The sequence below is a fragment of the Bradyrhizobium sp. 44 genome (assembly GCF_023073095.1).
GTDB lineage: Bacteria > Pseudomonadota > Alphaproteobacteria > Rhizobiales > Xanthobacteraceae > Bradyrhizobium.
This window is the reverse complement of the sequence record NZ_JADPIY010000008.1, coordinates 667,800-685,354: the sequence shown is the minus strand read 5'-3', so window position 1 is coordinate 685,354 and position 17,555 is coordinate 667,800. Positions and strand designations below refer to the sequence as shown.

Here is a 17,555-nt window from a genome sequence, read left to right as displayed (position 1 = left end):
AACCGAGGATTGCTATCCTAGCGTGCCGCCGGCTCGCGACAAGGAAGCGATGGCTGCTGCCGCCAAAATATAGTGATCCTCCACGTTCGAATTATTCATGTCGCGTTCAGCAAGGCCAGCCGACTTTCGCGCCCTTCGCAATTCCCGCAAGAAGAGTGCAGCATCATGACCTTCACATCTCGCCTCGCCGTCGTCGCTCTCGCCTCCCTGCTCGCCACCGGCACTGCCTTCGCGCAGACCGCCGCGCCGGCAGCAAAGACCGACACCAAGACCACAACCGCCGCCCCCATGGACAAGAAGGCACCGAAGGAGCACTCGGCCGAGTCGCTCGAATGCTCCAAGCAGGCCGACGCCAAGGGCCTGCACGGCAAGGAGCGCAAGAAATTCCGCTCCGAATGCATCAAGACTGCCAAGGCCGGCATGGCCGCGCCGGCTGCGGACAAGAAGTAAGTCCTTCCCTCTGCCTGCGGCTTCGGGAGAGGCGCGCGCATTGCGGCATGACGTGACCGCAATTGTGCGCCTCTCGCTGATTTGCGATAAGGCGGTGTGAAGCAAATCACCGCCTCCCTGCCGTTCGAATGGCCGAGCCGTGCCAAGATCTTGAGCACGGTGGAAACGCTTGTCATCGGCACCGCCGGGGGCCTCGTGTTTCTGCTCGCGGGCCTTCCGGGGGGATTGATCTCGGGCTCCATGATCGCGGTCGGGATCGCCGCGATCGCGGGTCGCCAGCTGACGCTGCCGCCGATCCTGACCCAGACCGTGCTGGTGCTGCTCGGCATTTCGTTAGGATCAGTCGTCTCGCGCCACCTGCTTCAACAGGTCAGTGCCTATCCGCTCACCATCGGGCTGCTCGCGCTCGCGACCTTCTGCTCGACCTTCGGCTCGAGCTATTATCTCCAGCGCATCCACGGCTGGGACCGCACCTCGGCCTTCCTCGCCGGCAGCCCCGGCGCGCTGTCGCAGATCACGATTTTGGCGGTCGAGCGCGGCGCCGACCTGCCGGGCATCGCGGTGGTGCAGACCATGCGCGTAATCATCCTCACCGCGGCGCTGCCGATGGTGCTAGCGTTCGCCGGCGTCGCACCCTCCGTCGCGCCGTCGCTGACGACGACGATTGCCTCGCCGCTTGACCTCGTCGAACTGGTCGCGGCCTCGCTGGCCGCGGCGCTCGTCCTGCGGCTGATCAGGTTTCCGGCGAGCTGGATGTTCGGCGCGATGATCGGCTCGAGCGTGTTGCATGGCGCAGGCTGGGTCGAGGGCGGCCTGCCGGACTGGGTACGCGGCGTGGCGCTGATCGGCATCGGCGCCCTGATCGGCAGCCGCTTCGCGCGGATGCAGATCAAGACGCTCGCCGGCCACATCAACGCGGCGCTGGGCTCGTTTGCCGTCGCCATCGCCGTCTCCGCGATTTTCGTCGGCATCGTGGCGCTCACCACGCAGGTGAAATTCTCCGACGTCGTGGTCGCCTACGCACCGGGCGCGATGGACGCCATGCTGGCGCTGGCCCTGACGCTGCACATCGACCCGATCTTCGTCGGCGCCCATCACCTCTCGCGTTTCGTCTTCGTGACGATCGCGACGCCGGGCATCGTGCACCTGTTCGGCCGGACGCAGGACGATGTGGATGATTGAGCCTTAGCGCTTCGCCGTCGCAACGAATCCCCACGCGGCGATCGCAGCTATCAACAGCGAGATCAGCAAATTGTAGCCGGCAAGCGAGAGGCCGAGGAAGCGCCACTGCACCTCGTCGCAGCGGACCACCTTCACGGTGTCGAGTCGCGACAGCAGGTCGGTGGCGCTGCCGAGATTGACGACGGGACCGGAGCAGTCGGTCGGTCCCTTCCAAAAGCCCCATTCGACGCCGGCGTGATAGGTGCCGAGCCCGGCATTTGCGAGGCTCGCCAGCACAAGGATCGCGAGGCCCGCGAACAGCAGCGGCCTCGGCGCACCGCCCCGCGCCGCGAGTGCGATGAGCAGGCCGAGCGGCATCGCGAGGTAATAGGCGTAGCGCTGCTCCAGGCAGAGCGGACAGGGCACGATCCCGAGCACCAACTGGAAGAACCAGGCGCCCGCGATGGTCGCGGCTGCAATCAGCGTGACCGCGAGCGAAGCGACCAGCGCGGGGCTCGTGGCCGCCGGTTTGAATGCAGGTATTGCGGCACTCTGGGTCGTCACGGCAGCCTCTTTTCGATGGGTCGCTTTCCAAGGCTGTAACCCCGGCTCATGCGGCTGTCGAGAACGGCCGGGATCACTTTGGCGCGGGTTGACCCCGCTTGGTCCATGGCTATAGTCCGCCGGCTTCGCGACGCCCTGTTAGGGGCTGACCGAGGGCCCCTGTGGCGGAACTGGTAGACGCGCTCGACTCAAAATCGAGTTCCGCAAGGAGTGCTGGTTCGATTCCGGCCAGGGGCACCACGCTTCGCCCTTTCGGGCTTCGCGTGGCGCAGCCCGCGCCAAGCCCGAAAGGGTGAAGCGTGTCCGGCGAAGCCTCTTGGCGAAGGCGGACTGTCTCGGCCTCCCCCTCCCTAGCAATCGTCACATGCCACCTGTATAAACCGGTAGCTTCTTCCGCAATTCGAAGGAGCTCATATGAACGACCTGCACACGTGGCTTTCGCAACAGCACCACGGCCTGCGCACCTTCCGGATCTTTCAGCAAAAGCTCGAGACGCTCGGCCGCGACGACCCCGAACAGCGCGGCCTGTGCCGTCTGTTGAGCGGTCTCGTCGGCAGCTATGTCGAGACGTTCGAAGAGGCTCCGCTGCCCGTCGAGGTCGCTGACGACGCCTATCATCGCCTGCTGGCGCTGGTCGCAAGCCTCGATCTCGAGGGCGACACTAGTCGGCGGCTCGCGGAGATCAACCGGGTTGCGACCTGCGAACTCTGGCAGTGACGAGAGCGGGCCGCCGTCCGGCTCACATCCCCATCCTTGGGACACTTCGCCAGGAGAGGGCCGCGTGCTTCCCTGCACGAGCCTCCCTCGACGGGTTCGACTTCGCAGAGCCAGTCCCTATATCGTGGGGCAACCTATGTTGATGCAGCGAGCAGCTTCGATGGCCAGGAGACGCGCGACCGAAACGGACGCCGACGACGTCCCCCGCTTCTTCGTCTGGGTGCGCGGTCTCGAGGGCCCCGAACCGCAGAAATGGATGGCGATGGATTTCGGCGTCGGTGACTGGAAGCGGCCGCTCGTGCTCGCCTATCTGGAGCTGCCGGAGGGCGAGCGACACTTGCCGTTGTCGGCGCTGGCCCGGCGATACCCACCGCCACGGGGAGAGGCTTCGTAGAGGAGCCATCCTGGACGGAGGCAAGGATCTCGCCAGCCCCTCAACCCAGGGCGAGCAACGCCGCACGGCGCTAATCACGGTGCCGCGTCTGCCAGTGCCGCCGACGCCATCGGCCGCAGCAAAGCGATAGGCGGCGTCCGCGACGGCGGAAGAGTGACAATGCGCCCCCATGATTATGGGTGTCGCGGCGCCCGCACCGCAGCTAAACTTGGCCCTGCGCCGCGGGGGACACGCGGTGCAGGACGATGATCATGACCGAACAGGGCGAGACGGGTGAAGCCATCACCATCCTCCTCGTCGAGGACGACGCGCCGACCTGCTGGCGGCTCCACGACGCGCTGGTCAAGGCCGGTTACGAGGTGCGCAGCGCCGGCACGCTCGCAGAGGCCCGCGCCGGGCTCGGCGACCGGGCGCCGCGCGTGCTGCTCACCGATCTGCGGCTGCCCGACGGCCTCGGCGTCGAGCTGATCCGCGAGACAAGGCAACGCTTTCCCGACACCGAGATCATGGTGATCTCGGCGCTCGGCGACGAAGAAAGTGTGATCTCCGCGATCACGGTCGGCGCCACCGGCTATCTCCTGAAGGATGCGTTCCCCACCGACATCGCCACCACCGTGCGCGATCTGGTCGCCGGCCATTCGCCAATCTCGGCCTCGATCGCCCGTTTCATCGTGCGCAGAACGCAGGGTACCGCGCAGAATGCGGCCGAGCCTCCGCCCGGTCCCGCGCTCAACACCGCAAGGCTCACCCCACGCGAGATCGACATCCTCTGGGGCATCGCCAAGGGCTTCAGCTACGCCGAGATCGCGAGCCATCTCGGCCTGTCCAGGCAGACCGTGCCCGGCCACATCAAGAACATCTATCGCAAGCTCGAAGTGCACACCCGCAGCGAAGCGGTGTTCGAAGCGGTGCAGCAGGGCCTGATCAAGCTGTGAGCGAGATCGCGGCGAAGGCACCGGTCAAATCCGCGCGACGCCGGCTGCTGGTCTCGCGACTCGTGCCCTATCTGCTGCTCCAGGCGCTGATATTGGTCGCGACCGTCCTCGGGCTGCGGCTGCTCCAGCCCAGCGACCCCGACGACTTTGCCCTGAGCGAATTCTCGCTGCGCGAGGACGGCGTGGCGCGTCCCGTGACGTTGCCGCATTTCACGTCATCACGCTATTCCCTGGCCGACCCGCCGCTCTACACCGGCGCCTTCACGTTCCGCCGCGGCGATGTGGCGTCGGGATGGTCGGTATTCCTGCCGCGCTTCAGCAACGCGGTGGAGGTCTCAATCAACGGCGTCATCATCCTGGATTCCCGACGCGATGCCAACGCCAACCGGCCCGACCGCAACACTCCGCAGATCGGGTCGATCCCGTCCTCGCTGCTGCGCGAGGGCGCGAACGAGATCACGGTGCGGCTGTTGGTTTGGGGACCGCTCAAGGGCTTTCTCGACACCGTCTATGTCGGGCCGGATGCGGCCTTGCGGCCGGCCTACGAGACACGCACGCTGATGTTCGTCACGTTGCCCGTGGTGTTCTCTGCCTGGCAATCGATCCTCGCCGTCATCCTGGCGATCATGTGGCTGATGCGCCGCCGCGAGCCGGTTTACGGCGTGCTGGCCGTAGCGATGGTACTCGGCGTAGTGCAGGCCTTCGCGCCGCCACCGGTGCCCCCCGTCAACACGTCCCGGCTCGCCGCGGTGTTGCTCGCGTCCGCACCGATCGAAAGCGCCCTGGTCGTCGTCTTCGGCGTGCTGTTCTTCGGCTGGCGCTGGCCGCGTTACGGCATGCTGCTGTTCGCGCCGGGGCTCGTCGTGTTCGGTGTCGGACTGATCGCCGGCCCGCCGCTGCCGCGCATTCTGTTTCTCCTGTTGGGGATTCCGACCGTCGGGCTCTGCCTGTTGCTGATGGCCTGCGTCACAGCTGCCGCAGTGGTGCGGCGGCAGGACGCGGCAAGCTTCACGCTCGGCTGCGCGGTGACCATCGTGCTGATCTGCTGGGTCCACGACATGCTGTCGGTGTTCGAGATCGTGACCGACGAGCGCATCTTCCTCTCGCGCCTGTCCTATTCGGCGATGCTGGTCGCGATCGGCGCCGGCTTGACCTGGCGGTTCGCGCGCGCGCTGAACCAGGTCGACAGCTTTGCCGGCCAGCTCGTAACGCGCGTACGCGAGGCCGAGGAGCGGCTGAAGGCGAGCTTTGCCCGCGAGGAGGAGCGTGCGCGGGCCGCCGCGCTTGCCAATGAGCGCACGCGACTGATGCGCGACCTGCATGACGGCCTCGGCGGCCAGCTCATCAGCATCGTGGCACTGTCCGAGCGCGGGCACGAGGGCGCGACCATCACTGACGCCGCCCGTGCGGCGCTGAAAGACCTCCGCCTCGTCATCGACTCCATGGACGACATCGGCGGCGACCTGATGCTCGCACTCGGCTCCTGGCGCGAGCGCGCGACCGCACAATTGCGACCACACGACATCGCACTCGACTGGCACGTGGCGACGCCGCAAGGGCTGCCGCTGCATCCCGAGCTCAGGCCATGGCATGTCATCCAGATCGTGCGCATCCTCGACGAGGCCGTGACCAATGCGGTCAAGCACGCAGAGGCCCGCCGCATCGCGGTCACCATCGAGACGGTCGACGGAGGTCAGGGACCGTACGGTGTGATCAGGGTCGCGGATGACGGCAAGGGCTTTGCGAACGGTTGTGCGCCGGTCGGCAGCGGCGGGGCCACCGACGCGAGCCAGACCGCGCGGGGCCTTCGCAACATGAGGAGCCGTGCCGCGCGCTGCGGGGCGATGCTCGATCTCGGTTCGGATTCCTCAGGCACGCGCGTGCGGCTGCAATTGCCGCAGATTTTCCCCGACAGCGATGCCGCCGTCGGCTGAAAAGCCCCCTCTCCGAACGTGTGGGACGCGCGGAGAGAGGGACGGGCCGGATGATTTGCCTGCGGAGGACGGGGGTTCGTCCGCACGGCTCCTTCGCCCGAACTCGTTGTTCTCAGCGCACGCCCACGCGATTGACCGGACCACCGCGATTCATCGGCGTGCCCGCGCGCACGCCGACACCGGGCGCACCGACCCCGGGTGTCGCCACGGCGACCGCGGCGGCCGGCGCTACCCTCACCGCTGCCGCCGGTCGCACCACGCAGCCTTTGGGTATGCCGACCGTCTTGCAATAGACCACCGCTTGCGCCGGGCTCGTGCCCAGCGACACCATCGCCGAACCTGCCAGCGCCAAAATCGTCAACCCGGCGCTCAGCGCTCCCGCTCTTTTCGACATCTTGCTCTCCTGCTTGCCGTTCGGCGTCCCGATGCAATCACCGGGTCTCGCAGCCGACGTGCAGCCTGAATGACAAAAGACGGCGCGCTGATACATGCCATGAAAATGGGGGTACGGCGGCGGGACGGGCTAGCCGATGCCATGAACATGGCATGGACCTGCGCCCGGCGGTCGCGAGATGGTCCGGCCCGCTTGATCCCAGGCGGGACCAACGACATTCCCAAGGAGGTGTTTTATGAAGATTTCGGTTCTTGCCGTGCTGCTGCTCGCCGCGACCGCCCAGACCGCCGCTGCGCAATCCGGTCCGACCCCGCAGGAGCAGATGACCTGCCGAAGCGACGCGAGCAAATTCTGCGCCGAACACATCGGCAAGCCGCCGGAGATGAATGCCTGCCTGCGCGAGAACAAGTCGAAGCTTTCGGACGGCTGCCGCAAGGTCGTGGAGTCGCACGGCGGGTGAGTGGCCGCCGTCCACAACACAAATCTCGCCGGTGTTGCGTCAGACCATAGCCGTCGATGCGCCCGTCATAGATCGCGCGCGACGGCGAGGACGGACCTAATCGTCGTCGCCGAATAGCCTGATCTGTGGAAAGCCGCCGCGCGGCCGGCTCGGGACCTCGCGCGCGTCGGCATCTTCGCGGATGTTGCGCGCGACGTCGTCCCAATCGGTCCGGTCGCGCATCCCACGCGGCTCGCGGGAATCGTAATGACGGCGCTCGGCCCAGCGCTCACGGCGCTCCGTCCGGCGCCGTTCAGACGTGGCCCGCTTGACGTCAGAATCCCTGGCCTTGGCAAAGGCGTTGTCGGGTGGAGATGACGACTCTGTCGACGCCTGTTGTGCAGCAGGCTTCGCGAGTTGCGGAGGCGATGCCGGTGCTGGCTTGGGCAGCTCTACCGCAGCCGCTTGCGAGGGCTGTTGCGCTGGCTGTTCAGCGTTGGCCTGAGTGGTCTGCGTGCTGGGGTTCGCAGCTTCGGATTTTGCTTCAGGCGTCGATTCGGGTTTAGCGTCGGATTTGGCTTCGGCCTGCGCTGGCGCGGCGACCATGGCGCCGAAGGCTTGCGAGCCGGTGAGATATTGCAGGCGCTCGGATGCCGCGTCCGTCGTAGCGGGCTTGGCGTCAGCGCGTTGCGCCATCTTGCTGGTATCAGGCCCCTGCTTGGGCGAGACCGGATTCATGATATTGCCGGCGACAATGCCGCCGCCGAGACCAATGGCTATGGCTGCGACGATGGTTCCTGCACCGACGAAATAGGCTGTCGAGGCGCGCATTGGTCCACTCCCTCTTTGGAGCGGGCAACGCTTGTCGATTGCCGGATGTTCCCGATACAGGCGCAGTTCCGGGAGGAACTTGATTCCGGAAGAAACTTGCCCGTTAGATCTGCTGCGCCACCTTCTCGAGCCCGATGATGCGGGCGAGCTTGCGCACTTCCTCTTTCTGGTCGTCACGCAGCTGGAACAGCAGCGGCATCGCCGCCGACTTCAACTGCTGGACCTCGTCGCAATTGGGATCGATCGGCACGCCCTGCACGTTCGGATTGGACAGCTTGTTTGCCGAGATCTTGCGGACAACATTGCGCAGCGCGGTTTCGACCGAGGGCCAGTAATATTCTTGCGACGACGACAACTTCAGACGGTCCCTGATGCCCGCGATCTGCACGTCGGAGAGCAGCGAATAGGATTTTTGCGGCTGCGGCTTGGCGACGACCTTAGGCTTGGCCGGGACTTCGACGGCAGGAATCTCTGCAGCGGCCGGAGCCTCGTTCACGCTCGCCTTGGGCATCGGGAAATCGGATGGCGTGGCGGCGGCAAACGCCTGGCGCAGCGGCTCGGTCAGCACGGGCATTTGCGATAGCTTGTCGGCAGGAACCTGGACCGGGTCGAACGCGGCCGAGGCCAGTGCCAGCGTCGGAACCAGACGATCGGCCTTGGCGGCCCGATTGGTTGCAAGCGGCTTGGGTGCCGGCGCCTGCGTAATCATTTCGGCGCTGACGCTGGGCACGCTGTCGCGGCCGAGAATGGCGGTGGTGGCGGCGCCGAGGACGAGGAAGCAGGTCAGCACGACGATGGTGATGGCTTTCGACAAACGTCTCTCCGCAACCGGCTTCAAGTCCACGTGATCACTGCCCGGAAACTGGGCGAAAATTAAGGCTTAACCGGGCCATTGCGACGGCAATCGCGCGGACTACGGCGACATTGCCTAGAAAGCTCAACAAAATCAGGCAGCTATCGCCAGATCGTAGGCGTCCTGGATGTCGGCCACGATCTCCGAGGCCTCCCAGACTCCGCGCGGCTCGACCGATTGCAGCGCCACCGTCCAATTGCCGCCCCGGCGGGTGCGGGGGACGCTGACGATGTCGAAGCGCACATTGCGGCACAGCGGGTGGCGGGCCAGCGCATGGGCTACGCGAATGCGAATTTCGTCCAGCGAAGCCGCCGTCTTGGCGTTGAGAAAGTCGAAGTCCATCGCCTGTCCCTCTCGGTCCTGATTGGCGCCGTGAGAAGGATTCTTGCCGGGCGTTGGTTAATCTGCCGTTAAGTGGGGGCTTCGAAGGAACGCTCGATTAACTGTGATGGGACGACGGGCCCTGTCGGCCTGCGCATTTTCACGGGGAGACGCGGCCACCCGCCCCTCGATACTCGGCGACCGTCCCTGCGACGAGATCGTCAACCGCGAGCACGTCGGTCACGCCGGATGTCGAGTGCCCACCGCTCCAGATATCGCGCCAGCGCTTTGGCCGGTTCTCCCGTGCGGCAACGTCGATGTCCTTGGCGATGTCGATGGCCCCGCGCGCCGGCAGGTCGTCGGGATCGAGACCCGCGGCGACGATCGACGGCTTTAGCATGCTGGTTTGAAGTCCCGTGAACGCGGTGGTCAGCAGGATATCGTCGGCGCTGCTCTCGACCAGAAGCCGCTTGTAACGATCATCCGCCATGCTCTCGTGGGTCGCGATGAACTTCGTGCCCATGTAGCCGAGATCGCAGCCGAGCACTTCGGCCGCGCGCAATGCCTGGCCGTCGCTGATACCCCCCGCGAGCACGATGATGCCATCGTAGAACGCGCGCACCGCGCGGACGAAGGCGAACGGGTTGAGCCAGCCGGTTTGGCCGCCCGCGCCCGCAGTGAGCAGCACGAGCCCGTCGGCGCCCGCCTCCGCCGCATGCCGGGCGTGGCGGATCGAGGCCACGTCCGCCAGCACCAGCGCGCCGGCGTCATGCAGCGGCTTCAACACCGGCGCGGGCGATCCAACGGAGGTAATGACGATCTCCGGCCTGTGGTGCAGCAACACGGCGAGATCCTGCTCCAGCCGTGCATTGGAGCGGTGCACGATCAGGTTTGGGCACAGCGGCGCGGCCTTGCGGCCGGTTTGATCTTCATGCCGCAGCAGCCGCGCTTCGATGTCGGTGAGCCATTCATCGAGTTGCTCGGTGCTACGGCAATTCGCGCTGGGGAAGCTACCGATCACACCGTTGCGGCAGGCGGCGACCATGAGCTCGACGCCCGACACCAAAAACATCGGCGCGGCGATCAGCGGCAGGGCGAGACGACCGTGGAAACGTTGCAGCCGATCTGACGTCACGCATGCCTCCCTCGCGCGGGCTTAGTCGTTCCCTCCCGCATTCCCTGTGCTAGCGTCGCGGCAAACATTGGCACGCCGGAAGCCGATGACAAAGCAGCGAGGAAACATATGTCCGATCCGCTCCATGCATCGTCGCCGACTTGTGCGCAGACGCTGCGGGCGCTGTCGCGCTACCCGGGCCGAACCGCGTTCGCGTGGCCCGGCGGATCGCTGAGCTATCAGGGCACCACCGACCTGATCGGGCGCATCCAGGGCCTGTTCGTGCGGCTTGGATTGCGGCCCGGCGCGCGGGTCGCATTCCTCACCGCCAATCGCGCCGACACCTGGTGCGCCGGCGTCGCCGCGCAACTGTCGCGGCTCTGCGTCACCTGGCTGCATCCTTTGGGATCGCGGGGAGACCAGCTGTTTCAGCTCGAGGATTCCGGGGCCGAAATGCTGGTGGTCGATGCGGGCTCCTTCCGCGAGCGCGGCGGCGAGCTCGCCGCACAGGCGGCCTGGCTCAAGGCGGTGTTCACCACGGGACCGGCTGACTACGGCGTCGACCTCTTGCAGGCGATCGAGATCGAAGGCCATGCCAGCGCGCATTGCCTCGCCGGCCCCGACGATCTCTCCACCCTGAATTACACCGGTGGCACGACCGGCAAATCCAAGGGCGCGTTGCGCTACCACCGCGAAAATGCCGGAGCCGCGGCCGCGATCCTTGCCGACTTCGAGATCCCCGATGGCGCGCGCTACCTCGCGGTGGCACCGATCAGCCATGTCGCCGGCACGAAAGTGCTGCCGACCTTGATGCGGGGCGGCACCGTGCACATGCTGAAGGGTTTTGATCCCGAGGCGGTACTGGCGACGATCGCACGCGAGCGCATCAACTTCACGCTGTTCGTGCCGACCATGATCTACGTGCTGCTCGATCATCCCGCGCTCGACAAAACCGACTTCTCCTCGCTTGAGCTCGTGCTCTATGGCGCCTCCGCGATGTCACCGAGCCGGCTGATCGAGGGCATCGAGCGGATCGGGCCGGTGTTCTCGCAGCTCTACGGCCAGACCGAATGCTATCCAATCTCGGTGCTGCGCAAGGCGGATCACGATCCCAACAGGCCGGAGCTGTTCCTGTCATGCGGTTTCCCGATCGCGGCGTGCGAGGTCAAGATCCTCGACGACAACGACCAGGAAGTGAAGACGGGCGAAGCCGGCGAAATCTGCGTGCGCGCTCCACACGTCATGGCGGAGTACTGGAAGCGGCCGGACATCACCGCCGAGACGCTGAAGAACGGCTGGGTGCACACCGGCGACATCGCTCGCAAGGACGATCGCGGCTACATGTTCATCCTCGACCGCAAGAAGGACATGATCGTCTCCGGCGGCTTCAACATCTTTCCGCGCGAGGTCGAGGACGTGCTGTCGCAGCATGCGGACGTGGCCATGGTGGCGGTCGTGGGCATCCCCGACGAGAAATGGGGCGAAGCCGTCACGGCTGTCGTCGTCCTGCGCGAAGGCGCAAAACCTGACGCCGATGAACTGATCAATCTGGTGAAGACGCGAAAAGGCTCGGCCCATGCGCCGAAGCAGATCCAGTTCGTCAGGCAATTGCCGATGACCGGCGTCGGCAAGGTTGACAAGAAGATGCTGCGCGCGGAATTCTGGAGCGGGCGGGACCGGATGGTGGGGTAGCTCCTGCCCGGGACGCCACGCCGCCCCTTACCGCTTCTCGATCACAAGGCTTTGCACGGCGCGGCCGAAATAGCCCTGCCGGTCGGCGAGCCGCGACATCGCAAGCCCAGCACCATCGGGACCGATCCAGGAATCGCCGTCGAGCAGGATCCATTCGCCGATCGGCTGGCGCGAAAAGCTCACGGTGAGGTCGGCGTTGATATAGGTCCAGGCGCGGAAATCGAGCGACGAGGCGGTGCCGTTGGAAAAATCGGCCGCGACCACGGCGCGCATCGCCTGCGAGAGCGGTTCGCCTGCGATCAGGGGATGGTCGACGCGAAACCAGATCGCACCGGCGCCGGCCTGGCCGAAGCGGCCGCGCGCGGCACGCATCGACACCGATCGCACGAACGGACTGGTGGCGGCATGACCGTCCTCGAGCAGCGAGTCCTCCGGGGACGGCAGCGTAACCGGCAGCGCCTTGACGTCCTCGGGCAGCGTCAGCGGCTGGCGCTTGATCTTGAGCACGGTGGCGGCGACCACCTGTACGCCGTCGGCGAACAGCTTGACCCCGCAGAGCTGAATCTTGCGGCCCTCGCGCAAGATCTCGGTCGCGATCGTGAGCGGCGCCACCGGCACCGGGCGCATTAGGTCGATGGTGACCCGCGCGATGTCCATCGCGACAGGCGTTGGAATGCGCTCCGCCGCCCACGTCACCAGCGCGGCCGGCGCTGAACCGTGCTGCATACGCCGGTCCCACGGGCCCGCAGCATCCGGGCTGGTGACGACGCTGTCGCCGTCGACGCGGTAGATGGGGGTCATCGGTTCTCCGTGATGCATGTGCGGAGTTCAGCAAAAAGTGTCGTCCCGGCCCCTAGTGCGCAATTGCGCACTAGCCGGGACGACTAAGATCACAACGGCGGATCGACCGCCTCGTCGTATTCCCTCTTGAAGCGCGCGATCATTTCGGCGGCAGGCACGATGCCGTCGATGCTGCCGACGCCTTGGCCCGAACCCCAGATTTCCTTCCAGGCTTTTGGCTTGGCACGTTCGCCGGAGGCGTCGGTGCCGAAGTTCATCTTGGAAGGATCGGACGTCGGCAGGTTTTCCGGATCCATACCGGCGGCAAGAATCGACGGCTTCAGATAGTTACCGTGCACGCCGGTGAAGAGGTTGGAATAGACGATGTCATCGGCCGTCGCGCCCGCGATCATCTCCTTGTACTTCTCGACCGCATTGGCTTCTTTGGTGGCGATGAAGGCCGAGCCGATATAGGCAAAGTCGGCGCCGAGAATGCGCGCGGCGCGGATCGCCTTGCCGTTGCCGATCGCGCCCGACAGCGCGATCGGGCCGTCGAACCATTTTCGAGTTTCGGCGACGAACGCCAACGGCGAGATCGTGCCGGCGTGGCCGCCCGCGCCCGCCGCGACCAGGATCAGGCCGTCGGCACCCTTCTCGATCGCTTTGTGCGCAAATTTCTGGTTGATCACGTCGTGGAAAACGATGCCGCCCCAGCCGTGCACGGCCTGATTGAGCTCCTCGCGCGCGCCCAGCGACGAGATGATCATCGGCACCTTGTACTTGGCGCAGAGCTGCATGTCATGGTCGAGCCGGTTGTTCGACTTGTGCACGATCTGGTTGACCGCAAACGGCGCCGACGGCTTGTCGGGATGCGCGCGGTCATACGCCGCGAGCTCTTCGGTGATGCGCGCCAGCCACTCGTCAAGCAGCTCCGGCGGCCGTGCGTTCAGCGACGGAAACGAGCCGACCACGCCCGCCTTGCACTGCGCGATCACGAGATCGGGCACCGAGATGATGAAGAGCGGCGAACCGATCACCGGGATCGACAGGCGTCCCTTGAACAAGGCAGGCATGGACATTGCGAGACGATCCTCTGTTGGCGTCAAATCGAAGCTGGGAGCCATACCAACAAGGCAATCTTTCCACTGTCAAGTAGTGCGTTTTGGTGCCGTGGAGGACGGCGTTACCGCAATTCCAAGCCGCGGAATTCAGCGCGGGACGACGCCATCACGCAATCAGGTCCGGATTGATCAGCCGCTCGAACGAGAACATCTCGTCCCATTTCTCCTGCGTCAGCAGCTTACGCTCGACCACGACGATCTGGTGCAGTGACTTGCCGCTCTTGTAGCCCTCGCGCGCGATCTCGGCGCATTGCTTGTAGCCGAGCAGCGGCTTCAGCACCGTAACGATACCCAACGAGTTCAGCACTATGTTGCGGGTATGCTCCTCGTTGGCAGTGATGCCCACGACGCAATTCTCGCGCAGGCTGTTGACCGCGCGCTCCATGGTGCGGATGGAGAAGAACAGCGCGAACGAGATCACCGGCTCCATCACATTGAGCTGGAGCTGACCCGCGGACGCCGCGAGCGTCACGGTGGTGTCGAGCCCGATCACGAGGAAGCTGGTCTGGTTGACGACCTCGGGGATGACAGGATTGACCTTGCCCGGCATGATCGAGGAGCCCGGCTGAAGCTGCGGCAGGTTGATCTCGTTGAAGCCGGCACGCGGGCCCGAGGCGAGCAGGCGGATGTCGTTGCAGATCTTGGTCAGCTTGCTCGCGGTGCGCTTGAGGACGCCGGAGAGCTGCACATAGGCGCCGGTATCCGACGTCGCCTCGACGAGGTCGCCTGCAAGGATGAAGTCGACGCCGGTGAGCGCGCTCAGATGCCGGACCGCGAGCTTGGGATAGCCCTGCGCAGCGGTGACGGAGGTGCCGATCGCGGTCGCGCCGAGATTGATCTCGCGCAGCAGCGCGCGGGCCTCGGAGATTCGATCGACCTCCTCGCCCATGGTGGTGCCCCAACCGCGGAATTCGGCGCCGAGTGACATCGGCACCGCGTCCTGTAGATGGGTGCGGCCCATCTTCAGCACGCGATCGAACTCCCTGCCCTTGGCGAAGAACGCCTCCTGGAGTTGACGCAGCGCCGTCATGTAGCTCTCGAGCCGCAGGATCAGCGCCAGCCGAAAGGCCGTCGGATAGGTGTCGTTGGTCGACTGGCCGTAATTGACGTGATCGTTGGGGCTGACGTGCTGGTAATCGCCCTTGGCAAAGCCGAGCGATTCCAGCGCGAGATTGGCGATCACCTCGTTGGCGTTCATGTTGGTGGAGGTGCCGGCCCCGCCCTGGATGAAGTCGGTGACGAACTGGTCCATCATATCGCCGGCAATGACGCGGTCGCAGCCCACGATAATGGCTTCCGCGACTTTGGTGTCCACCGCCCCGAGATCGCGGTTGGCCATGGCGGCGGCCTTCTTGACGTAACCAAGCGCCTTTACGAAGTAAGGCTCCTGGTTCATCGGAATGCCGGTGATGTGGAAGTTCTCCTTCCCGCGGATGGTCTGGACGCCGTAATAGATGTCGTCGGCGATCTCACGCTGTCCGAGGAAGTCCTGCTCCGTGCGACTCATGGGCGCTCCTTGCTTGCTCGCGCGACGTCCTCAGTTCTGGCACAGCGCGCTGGTGACGAAGGTATCGGTGCGGCAGTCATCCGGTTTGCGTTGCCTGCCCGGAATCAGAACCTTGGCCGAGCACTTTTCCGCGGAGTCGGCATTCAGGCTCTTGCCTTCCGTGTAGCCCTTGCTCTGGCAGAGTTTGTCGGCGGCGAGCTTGCAGTCGGGCGCGCCGTTCGACGAGGCCGGACAGGCCACGCGCCCCGACACCATGGTCGACGGCTTCGCCAGGCGCGACAAATCGTTCATGGTCTCGCTCGGGCTTTTGATCGGCGGCAGGATCGAGGGCAGCTTGTCGAACAGCTTGCCCATTTCGTTGATCAGCCCGGGATTTTCCTCATGCACCGGCGGCGACGGAGGGGCTGTCGAGGGCGCCGGTGCGGCCTGCGGTCCTTGCTCCTGCAAGCCGAGCGCCGGCGGTGCGGATTGCGGCCATCCGGTACCGCCGGCAAGGAGCAGGACCGAAAGCGCCGAAAATATCAGCCTGCCCAGTCGCAGGACCGGATTGCCGGATCGAAGCATCATGACGGCAACCGTAGCCGAACGAGACGCAGCGGCAAAGCGCCTTCGGGGTTAGATCAATTTGACTGCGACGACAAAGCCGAGCACGAGCACCGCGGCGCCGATTGCCACCACCAATCCGAGATGCTTCTCGATCTTGACCCGGATCCAATCGCCGTAGCGGTTGAGCAGAATCGCCACGATAAAGAAGCGCCCGCCACGCGCCACGATCGAGCACAGGATGAAGAGCCCGATATTGTAGCCGGCAAAGCCGGACGTGATGGTCACGAGCTTATAGGGGATCGGTGTCAGGCCCTTGAGCAGGATGATCACGGCGCCCCATTCGGCATAGGAGGCGCGGAAAGCGTCGACCTTGCCGCCGAGGCCATAGACCTCGATCAGCCAATGGCCGACCGAGTCGAAGAGCAGCGCACCGATGGCGTAGCCCAACAGGCCACCCAGCACCGACGTCGCAGTGCAGATCGCCGCATAGACCCAGGCGCGTTGCGGGCGCGCCAGTGACATGGGGATCAGCATCACGTCCGGCGGGACGGGAAAGAAGGAGCTTTCAGCGAAAGCCACGGCGCCCATGATCCAGAGCGCGTAAGGCTTGTGAGCGGCGTCGATGCACCAGTCGTAGATACGTTTCAGCATGGCGCCGCGATGAAGCACCATGGGACGGATTTGTCCATGCCGAGATGGGACCGATTCGTGCCAATACTAGTGGCGCTTGCGCGCGGTACGGCCTTCGAGCACGACGATTGGCCGCCTGGCGGCGACACGCGGTGATGCACCTTTGGGCAGTTTCATCGCCGATTTCGGCAGCTTCTCGGCGATGCCGAGCATGTCTTCACGCCGCGTCATCTCGCGCCAGACGTCCTCAGGGCGCACGCCGGCCGAGGCCCAGAGCACGGTCAGATTGTAGAGCAGGTCGGCGCTTTCCCGGATCACGGCTTCGCTATCGCCGTTGACCGCGTCGATGACGACCTCGATAGCCTCTTCAGCCAGCTTCTTCGCCATTTTTGACGGGCCGCGCTGAAACAGCCGCGCGGTGCGCGATGTTGCCGGATCAAGGTCCCTGGCCGCGAGCACAGCCAGATATAGCCGCTCAAGCGAATCACTCATGTACGCGAAGCTACTCTAAACCCGTGGCGGGGACGTTAACGCACGGCAGCAAAAGTAAAAAAGCCGGCCGTCGCAGCGAGCGCGACGGCCGGCCAACATTTGCTAGCCAAAGCTAGTAGCAGGTCGAAAGGTTGCCTTGGCCGCCCTGCGCGGACTGGTACGGGCCGCCGCAACGGTGATACGGGCGCGGACCGATATACGAGTCGCCGCCGTAATAGACCGGACCGTCGTCGTAGTAGACCGGGCCGCCGCCGTAATAGGCAGGAGCATCATAGGCGTAGGCGTCACGGGTCGCGGCGATTGCGAGGCCGGTGCCGATAGCACCGGCAATGGCCGCGCCGGCAAAGGCGGCACCGCCGCCGCCACCATGCCAATGACGGCCGCCCGCGTACGAAGCGGTCGGGGTCATTGCGGTCAGCGCCAGCACCGCGGCGGTAGCGAGAACGGCCTTACGGCCGGCAAATCCTGAAAATCTGTCAAACATGTCCTGGACCCTCCTTGGGACCTCGAATGGTGCCTGATGACAGGCTCGTGTCTCTCAAACACCCGCATCCCATGTTGGGTTCCCCAACCCCAACACAAGCTGAACGGGGTTGCGTGATCGTGACGCAACCGCCGCTCATCCGCCGTTCATATTGACGCGGACAAGCTTGTCGCCAGCCGGCGCTCCGAGCGTCACC

21 protein-coding genes and 1 tRNA gene are annotated in these 17,555 nt (G+C 65.2%); 9 read left to right on the top strand and 13 right to left on the bottom strand.

Annotated features, from left to right (window positions below):
• Nucleotides 1–165: 165 nt before the first annotated feature.
• Both IVB41_RS05285 and IVB41_RS05280 read left to right on the top strand, forming a co-directional pair.
• Nucleotides 166–450 (top strand): PsiF family protein, encoded by a 285-nt coding sequence (locus IVB41_RS05285; protein ID WP_007597424.1) that lies wholly within the window; start codon nt 166–168, stop codon nt 448–450.
• A 96-nt stretch (nt 451–546) separates the two neighbouring features.
• The gene (locus IVB41_RS05280) at nt 547–1,632 is read left to right on the top strand and encodes an AbrB family transcriptional regulator (protein ID WP_027565651.1); all 1,086 of its coding nucleotides are present in this window, start codon (nt 547–549) and stop codon (nt 1,630–1,632) included.
• Nucleotides 1,633–1,635: 3 nt separating this feature from the next.
• On the opposite strand, the gene IVB41_RS05275 is transcribed toward IVB41_RS05280, so the two are convergent.
• The gene (locus tag IVB41_RS05275; RefSeq protein ID WP_247427544.1) at nt 1,636–2,175 is read right to left on the bottom strand and encodes a disulfide bond formation protein B; all 540 of its coding nucleotides are present in this window, start codon (nt 2,173–2,175) and stop codon (nt 1,636–1,638) included.
• A 155-nt stretch (nt 2,176–2,330) separates the two neighbouring features.
• Between IVB41_RS05275 and IVB41_RS05270 the strand changes: the two genes are divergently transcribed.
• The 5 genes from IVB41_RS05270 to IVB41_RS05250 all read left to right on the top strand — a co-directional run bounded on the left by IVB41_RS05270 (nt 2,331) and on the right by IVB41_RS05250 (nt 6,155).
• Nucleotides 2,331–2,415: transfer RNA gene (locus tag IVB41_RS05270), tRNA-Leu, on the top strand.
• A gap of 174 nt (nt 2,416–2,589) precedes the next feature.
• Nucleotides 2,590–2,892 carry a hypothetical protein gene (locus IVB41_RS05265; RefSeq protein WP_247427541.1) on the top strand — a complete coding sequence of 101 codons (303 nt, stop codon included), beginning with the start codon at nt 2,590–2,592 and terminating at the stop codon, nt 2,890–2,892.
• A 160-nt stretch (nt 2,893–3,052) separates the two neighbouring features.
• Nucleotides 3,053–3,286, top strand: coding sequence for a hypothetical protein (locus tag IVB41_RS05260; protein WP_247357768.1), 234 nt, complete (start codon nt 3,053–3,055; stop codon nt 3,284–3,286).
• A 251-nt stretch (nt 3,287–3,537) separates the two neighbouring features.
• Nucleotides 3,538–4,221, top strand: coding sequence for a response regulator transcription factor (locus IVB41_RS05255; RefSeq protein WP_247427536.1), 684 nt, complete (start codon nt 3,538–3,540; stop codon nt 4,219–4,221).
• Nucleotides 4,218–6,155, top strand: a complete 1,938-nt coding sequence (locus IVB41_RS05250) for an ATP-binding protein (protein ID WP_247427533.1) — start codon at nt 4,218–4,220, stop codon at nt 6,153–6,155. Before IVB41_RS05255 ends, IVB41_RS05250 begins: the two co-directional genes overlap by 4 nt.
• Before the next feature lie 112 nt (nt 6,156–6,267).
• Here IVB41_RS05250 and IVB41_RS05245 read toward each other — a convergent pair whose 3' ends face one another.
• Entirely contained in the window at nt 6,268–6,549 is a 282-nt protein-coding gene (locus tag IVB41_RS05245; protein ID WP_027565657.1) for a hypothetical protein, read from the bottom strand.
• A 235-nt stretch (nt 6,550–6,784) separates the two neighbouring features.
• Here IVB41_RS05245 and IVB41_RS05240 point away from each other — a divergent pair, with 235 nt between their 5' ends.
• The gene (locus IVB41_RS05240; protein ID WP_027565658.1) at nt 6,785–7,009 is read left to right on the top strand and encodes a hypothetical protein; all 225 of its coding nucleotides are present in this window, start codon (nt 6,785–6,787) and stop codon (nt 7,007–7,009) included.
• Between the two features lie 96 nt (nt 7,010–7,105).
• Here IVB41_RS05240 and IVB41_RS05235 read toward each other — a convergent pair whose 3' ends face one another.
• The 4 genes from IVB41_RS05235 to IVB41_RS05220 all read right to left on the bottom strand — a co-directional run bounded on the left by IVB41_RS05235 (nt 7,106) and on the right by IVB41_RS05220 (nt 10,128).
• Nucleotides 7,106–7,819, bottom strand: coding sequence for a hypothetical protein (locus IVB41_RS05235; protein WP_247427530.1), 714 nt, complete (start codon nt 7,817–7,819; stop codon nt 7,106–7,108).
• A 103-nt stretch (nt 7,820–7,922) separates the two neighbouring features.
• Complete coding sequence (locus IVB41_RS05230; protein WP_027514200.1) at nt 7,923–8,633, bottom strand: hypothetical protein; 711 nt, start codon at nt 8,631–8,633, stop codon at nt 7,923–7,925.
• 132 nt (nt 8,634–8,765) lie between these two features.
• Entirely contained in the window at nt 8,766–9,014 is a 249-nt protein-coding gene (locus IVB41_RS05225; protein ID WP_247427525.1) for a hypothetical protein, read from the bottom strand.
• 139 nt (nt 9,015–9,153) lie between these two features.
• A complete protein-coding gene (locus IVB41_RS05220) occupies nt 9,154–10,128 on the bottom strand; it encodes a nitronate monooxygenase (RefSeq protein WP_247427522.1) in 975 nt (324 codons plus the stop codon).
• Nucleotides 10,129–10,236: 108 nt separating this feature from the next.
• Between IVB41_RS05220 and IVB41_RS05215 the strand changes: the two genes are divergently transcribed.
• Nucleotides 10,237–11,799, top strand: a complete 1,563-nt coding sequence (locus tag IVB41_RS05215; RefSeq protein WP_247427519.1) for an AMP-binding protein — start codon at nt 10,237–10,239, stop codon at nt 11,797–11,799.
• A gap of 27 nt (nt 11,800–11,826) precedes the next feature.
• Here the strand turns inward: IVB41_RS05215 and IVB41_RS05210 are convergent, their stop codons facing one another.
• The 7 genes from IVB41_RS05210 to IVB41_RS05180 all read right to left on the bottom strand — a co-directional run bounded on the left by IVB41_RS05210 (nt 11,827) and on the right by IVB41_RS05180 (nt 17,359).
• Entirely contained in the window at nt 11,827–12,600 is a 774-nt protein-coding gene (locus tag IVB41_RS05210) for a thioesterase family protein (RefSeq protein ID WP_027565663.1), read from the bottom strand.
• An 89-nt stretch (nt 12,601–12,689) separates the two neighbouring features.
• On the bottom strand, nt 12,690–13,658 hold the full coding sequence (locus tag IVB41_RS05205; protein WP_027565664.1) for a nitronate monooxygenase family protein: 969 nt from the start codon (nt 13,656–13,658) through the stop codon (nt 12,690–12,692).
• Nucleotides 13,659–13,806: 148 nt separating this feature from the next.
• Nucleotides 13,807–15,207: an aspartate ammonia-lyase gene (locus tag IVB41_RS05200; RefSeq protein WP_247427515.1), complete on the bottom strand. Its 1,401-nt coding sequence runs from the start codon at nt 15,205–15,207 to the stop codon at nt 13,807–13,809.
• A gap of 30 nt (nt 15,208–15,237) precedes the next feature.
• Nucleotides 15,238–15,774 (bottom strand): hypothetical protein, encoded by a 537-nt coding sequence (locus IVB41_RS05195; protein ID WP_027565666.1) that lies wholly within the window; start codon nt 15,772–15,774, stop codon nt 15,238–15,240.
• Between the two features lie 48 nt (nt 15,775–15,822).
• On the bottom strand, nt 15,823–16,425 hold the full coding sequence (locus tag IVB41_RS05190) for a YqaA family protein (RefSeq protein ID WP_081747784.1): 603 nt from the start codon (nt 16,423–16,425) through the stop codon (nt 15,823–15,825).
• Between the two features lie 45 nt (nt 16,426–16,470).
• Nucleotides 16,471–16,875, bottom strand: a complete 405-nt coding sequence (gene hisE, locus IVB41_RS05185; protein WP_247427511.1) for a phosphoribosyl-ATP diphosphatase — start codon at nt 16,873–16,875, stop codon at nt 16,471–16,473.
• Between the two features lie 112 nt (nt 16,876–16,987).
• Nucleotides 16,988–17,359 carry a hypothetical protein gene (locus IVB41_RS05180; protein WP_027565668.1) on the bottom strand — a complete coding sequence of 124 codons (372 nt, stop codon included), beginning with the start codon at nt 17,357–17,359 and terminating at the stop codon, nt 16,988–16,990.
• Between the last annotated feature and the right edge of the window lie 196 nt (nt 17,360–17,555).

Coding starts and splice junctions, on each gene's coding strand:
- IVB41_RS05235 (WP_247427530.1), bottom strand. CDS start 7,819: ATGCGCGCCTCGACAGCCTATTTCGTCGGTGCAGGAACCATCGTCGCA.
- IVB41_RS05260 (WP_247357768.1), top strand. CDS start 3,053: ATGGCCAGGAGACGCGCGACCGAAACGGACGCCGACGACGTCCCCCGC.
- IVB41_RS05240 (WP_027565658.1), top strand. CDS start 6,785: ATGAAGATTTCGGTTCTTGCCGTGCTGCTGCTCGCCGCGACCGCCCAG.
- hisE (WP_247427511.1), bottom strand. CDS start 16,875: ATGAGTGATTCGCTTGAGCGGCTATATCTGGCTGTGCTCGCGGCCAGG.
- IVB41_RS05195 (WP_027565666.1), bottom strand. CDS start 15,774: ATGATGCTTCGATCCGGCAATCCGGTCCTGCGACTGGGCAGGCTGATA.
- IVB41_RS05265 (WP_247427541.1), top strand. CDS start 2,590: ATGAACGACCTGCACACGTGGCTTTCGCAACAGCACCACGGCCTGCGC.
- IVB41_RS05190 (WP_081747784.1), bottom strand. CDS start 16,425: ATGGTGCTTCATCGCGGCGCCATGCTGAAACGTATCTACGACTGGTGC.
- IVB41_RS05200 (WP_247427515.1), bottom strand. CDS start 15,207: ATGAGTCGCACGGAGCAGGACTTCCTCGGACAGCGTGAGATCGCCGAC.
- IVB41_RS05215 (WP_247427519.1), top strand. CDS start 10,237: ATGTCCGATCCGCTCCATGCATCGTCGCCGACTTGTGCGCAGACGCTG.
- IVB41_RS05225 (WP_247427525.1), bottom strand. CDS start 9,014: ATGGACTTCGACTTTCTCAACGCCAAGACGGCGGCTTCGCTGGACGAA.
- IVB41_RS05180 (WP_027565668.1), bottom strand. CDS start 17,359: ATGTTTGACAGATTTTCAGGATTTGCCGGCCGTAAGGCCGTTCTCGCT.
- IVB41_RS05210 (WP_027565663.1), bottom strand. CDS start 12,600: ATGACCCCCATCTACCGCGTCGACGGCGACAGCGTCGTCACCAGCCCG.
- IVB41_RS05285 (WP_007597424.1), top strand. CDS start 166: ATGACCTTCACATCTCGCCTCGCCGTCGTCGCTCTCGCCTCCCTGCTC.
- IVB41_RS05245 (WP_027565657.1), bottom strand. CDS start 6,549: ATGTCGAAAAGAGCGGGAGCGCTGAGCGCCGGGTTGACGATTTTGGCG.
- IVB41_RS05205 (WP_027565664.1), bottom strand. CDS start 13,658: ATGTCCATGCCTGCCTTGTTCAAGGGACGCCTGTCGATCCCGGTGATC.
- IVB41_RS05255 (WP_247427536.1), top strand. CDS start 3,538: ATGACCGAACAGGGCGAGACGGGTGAAGCCATCACCATCCTCCTCGTC.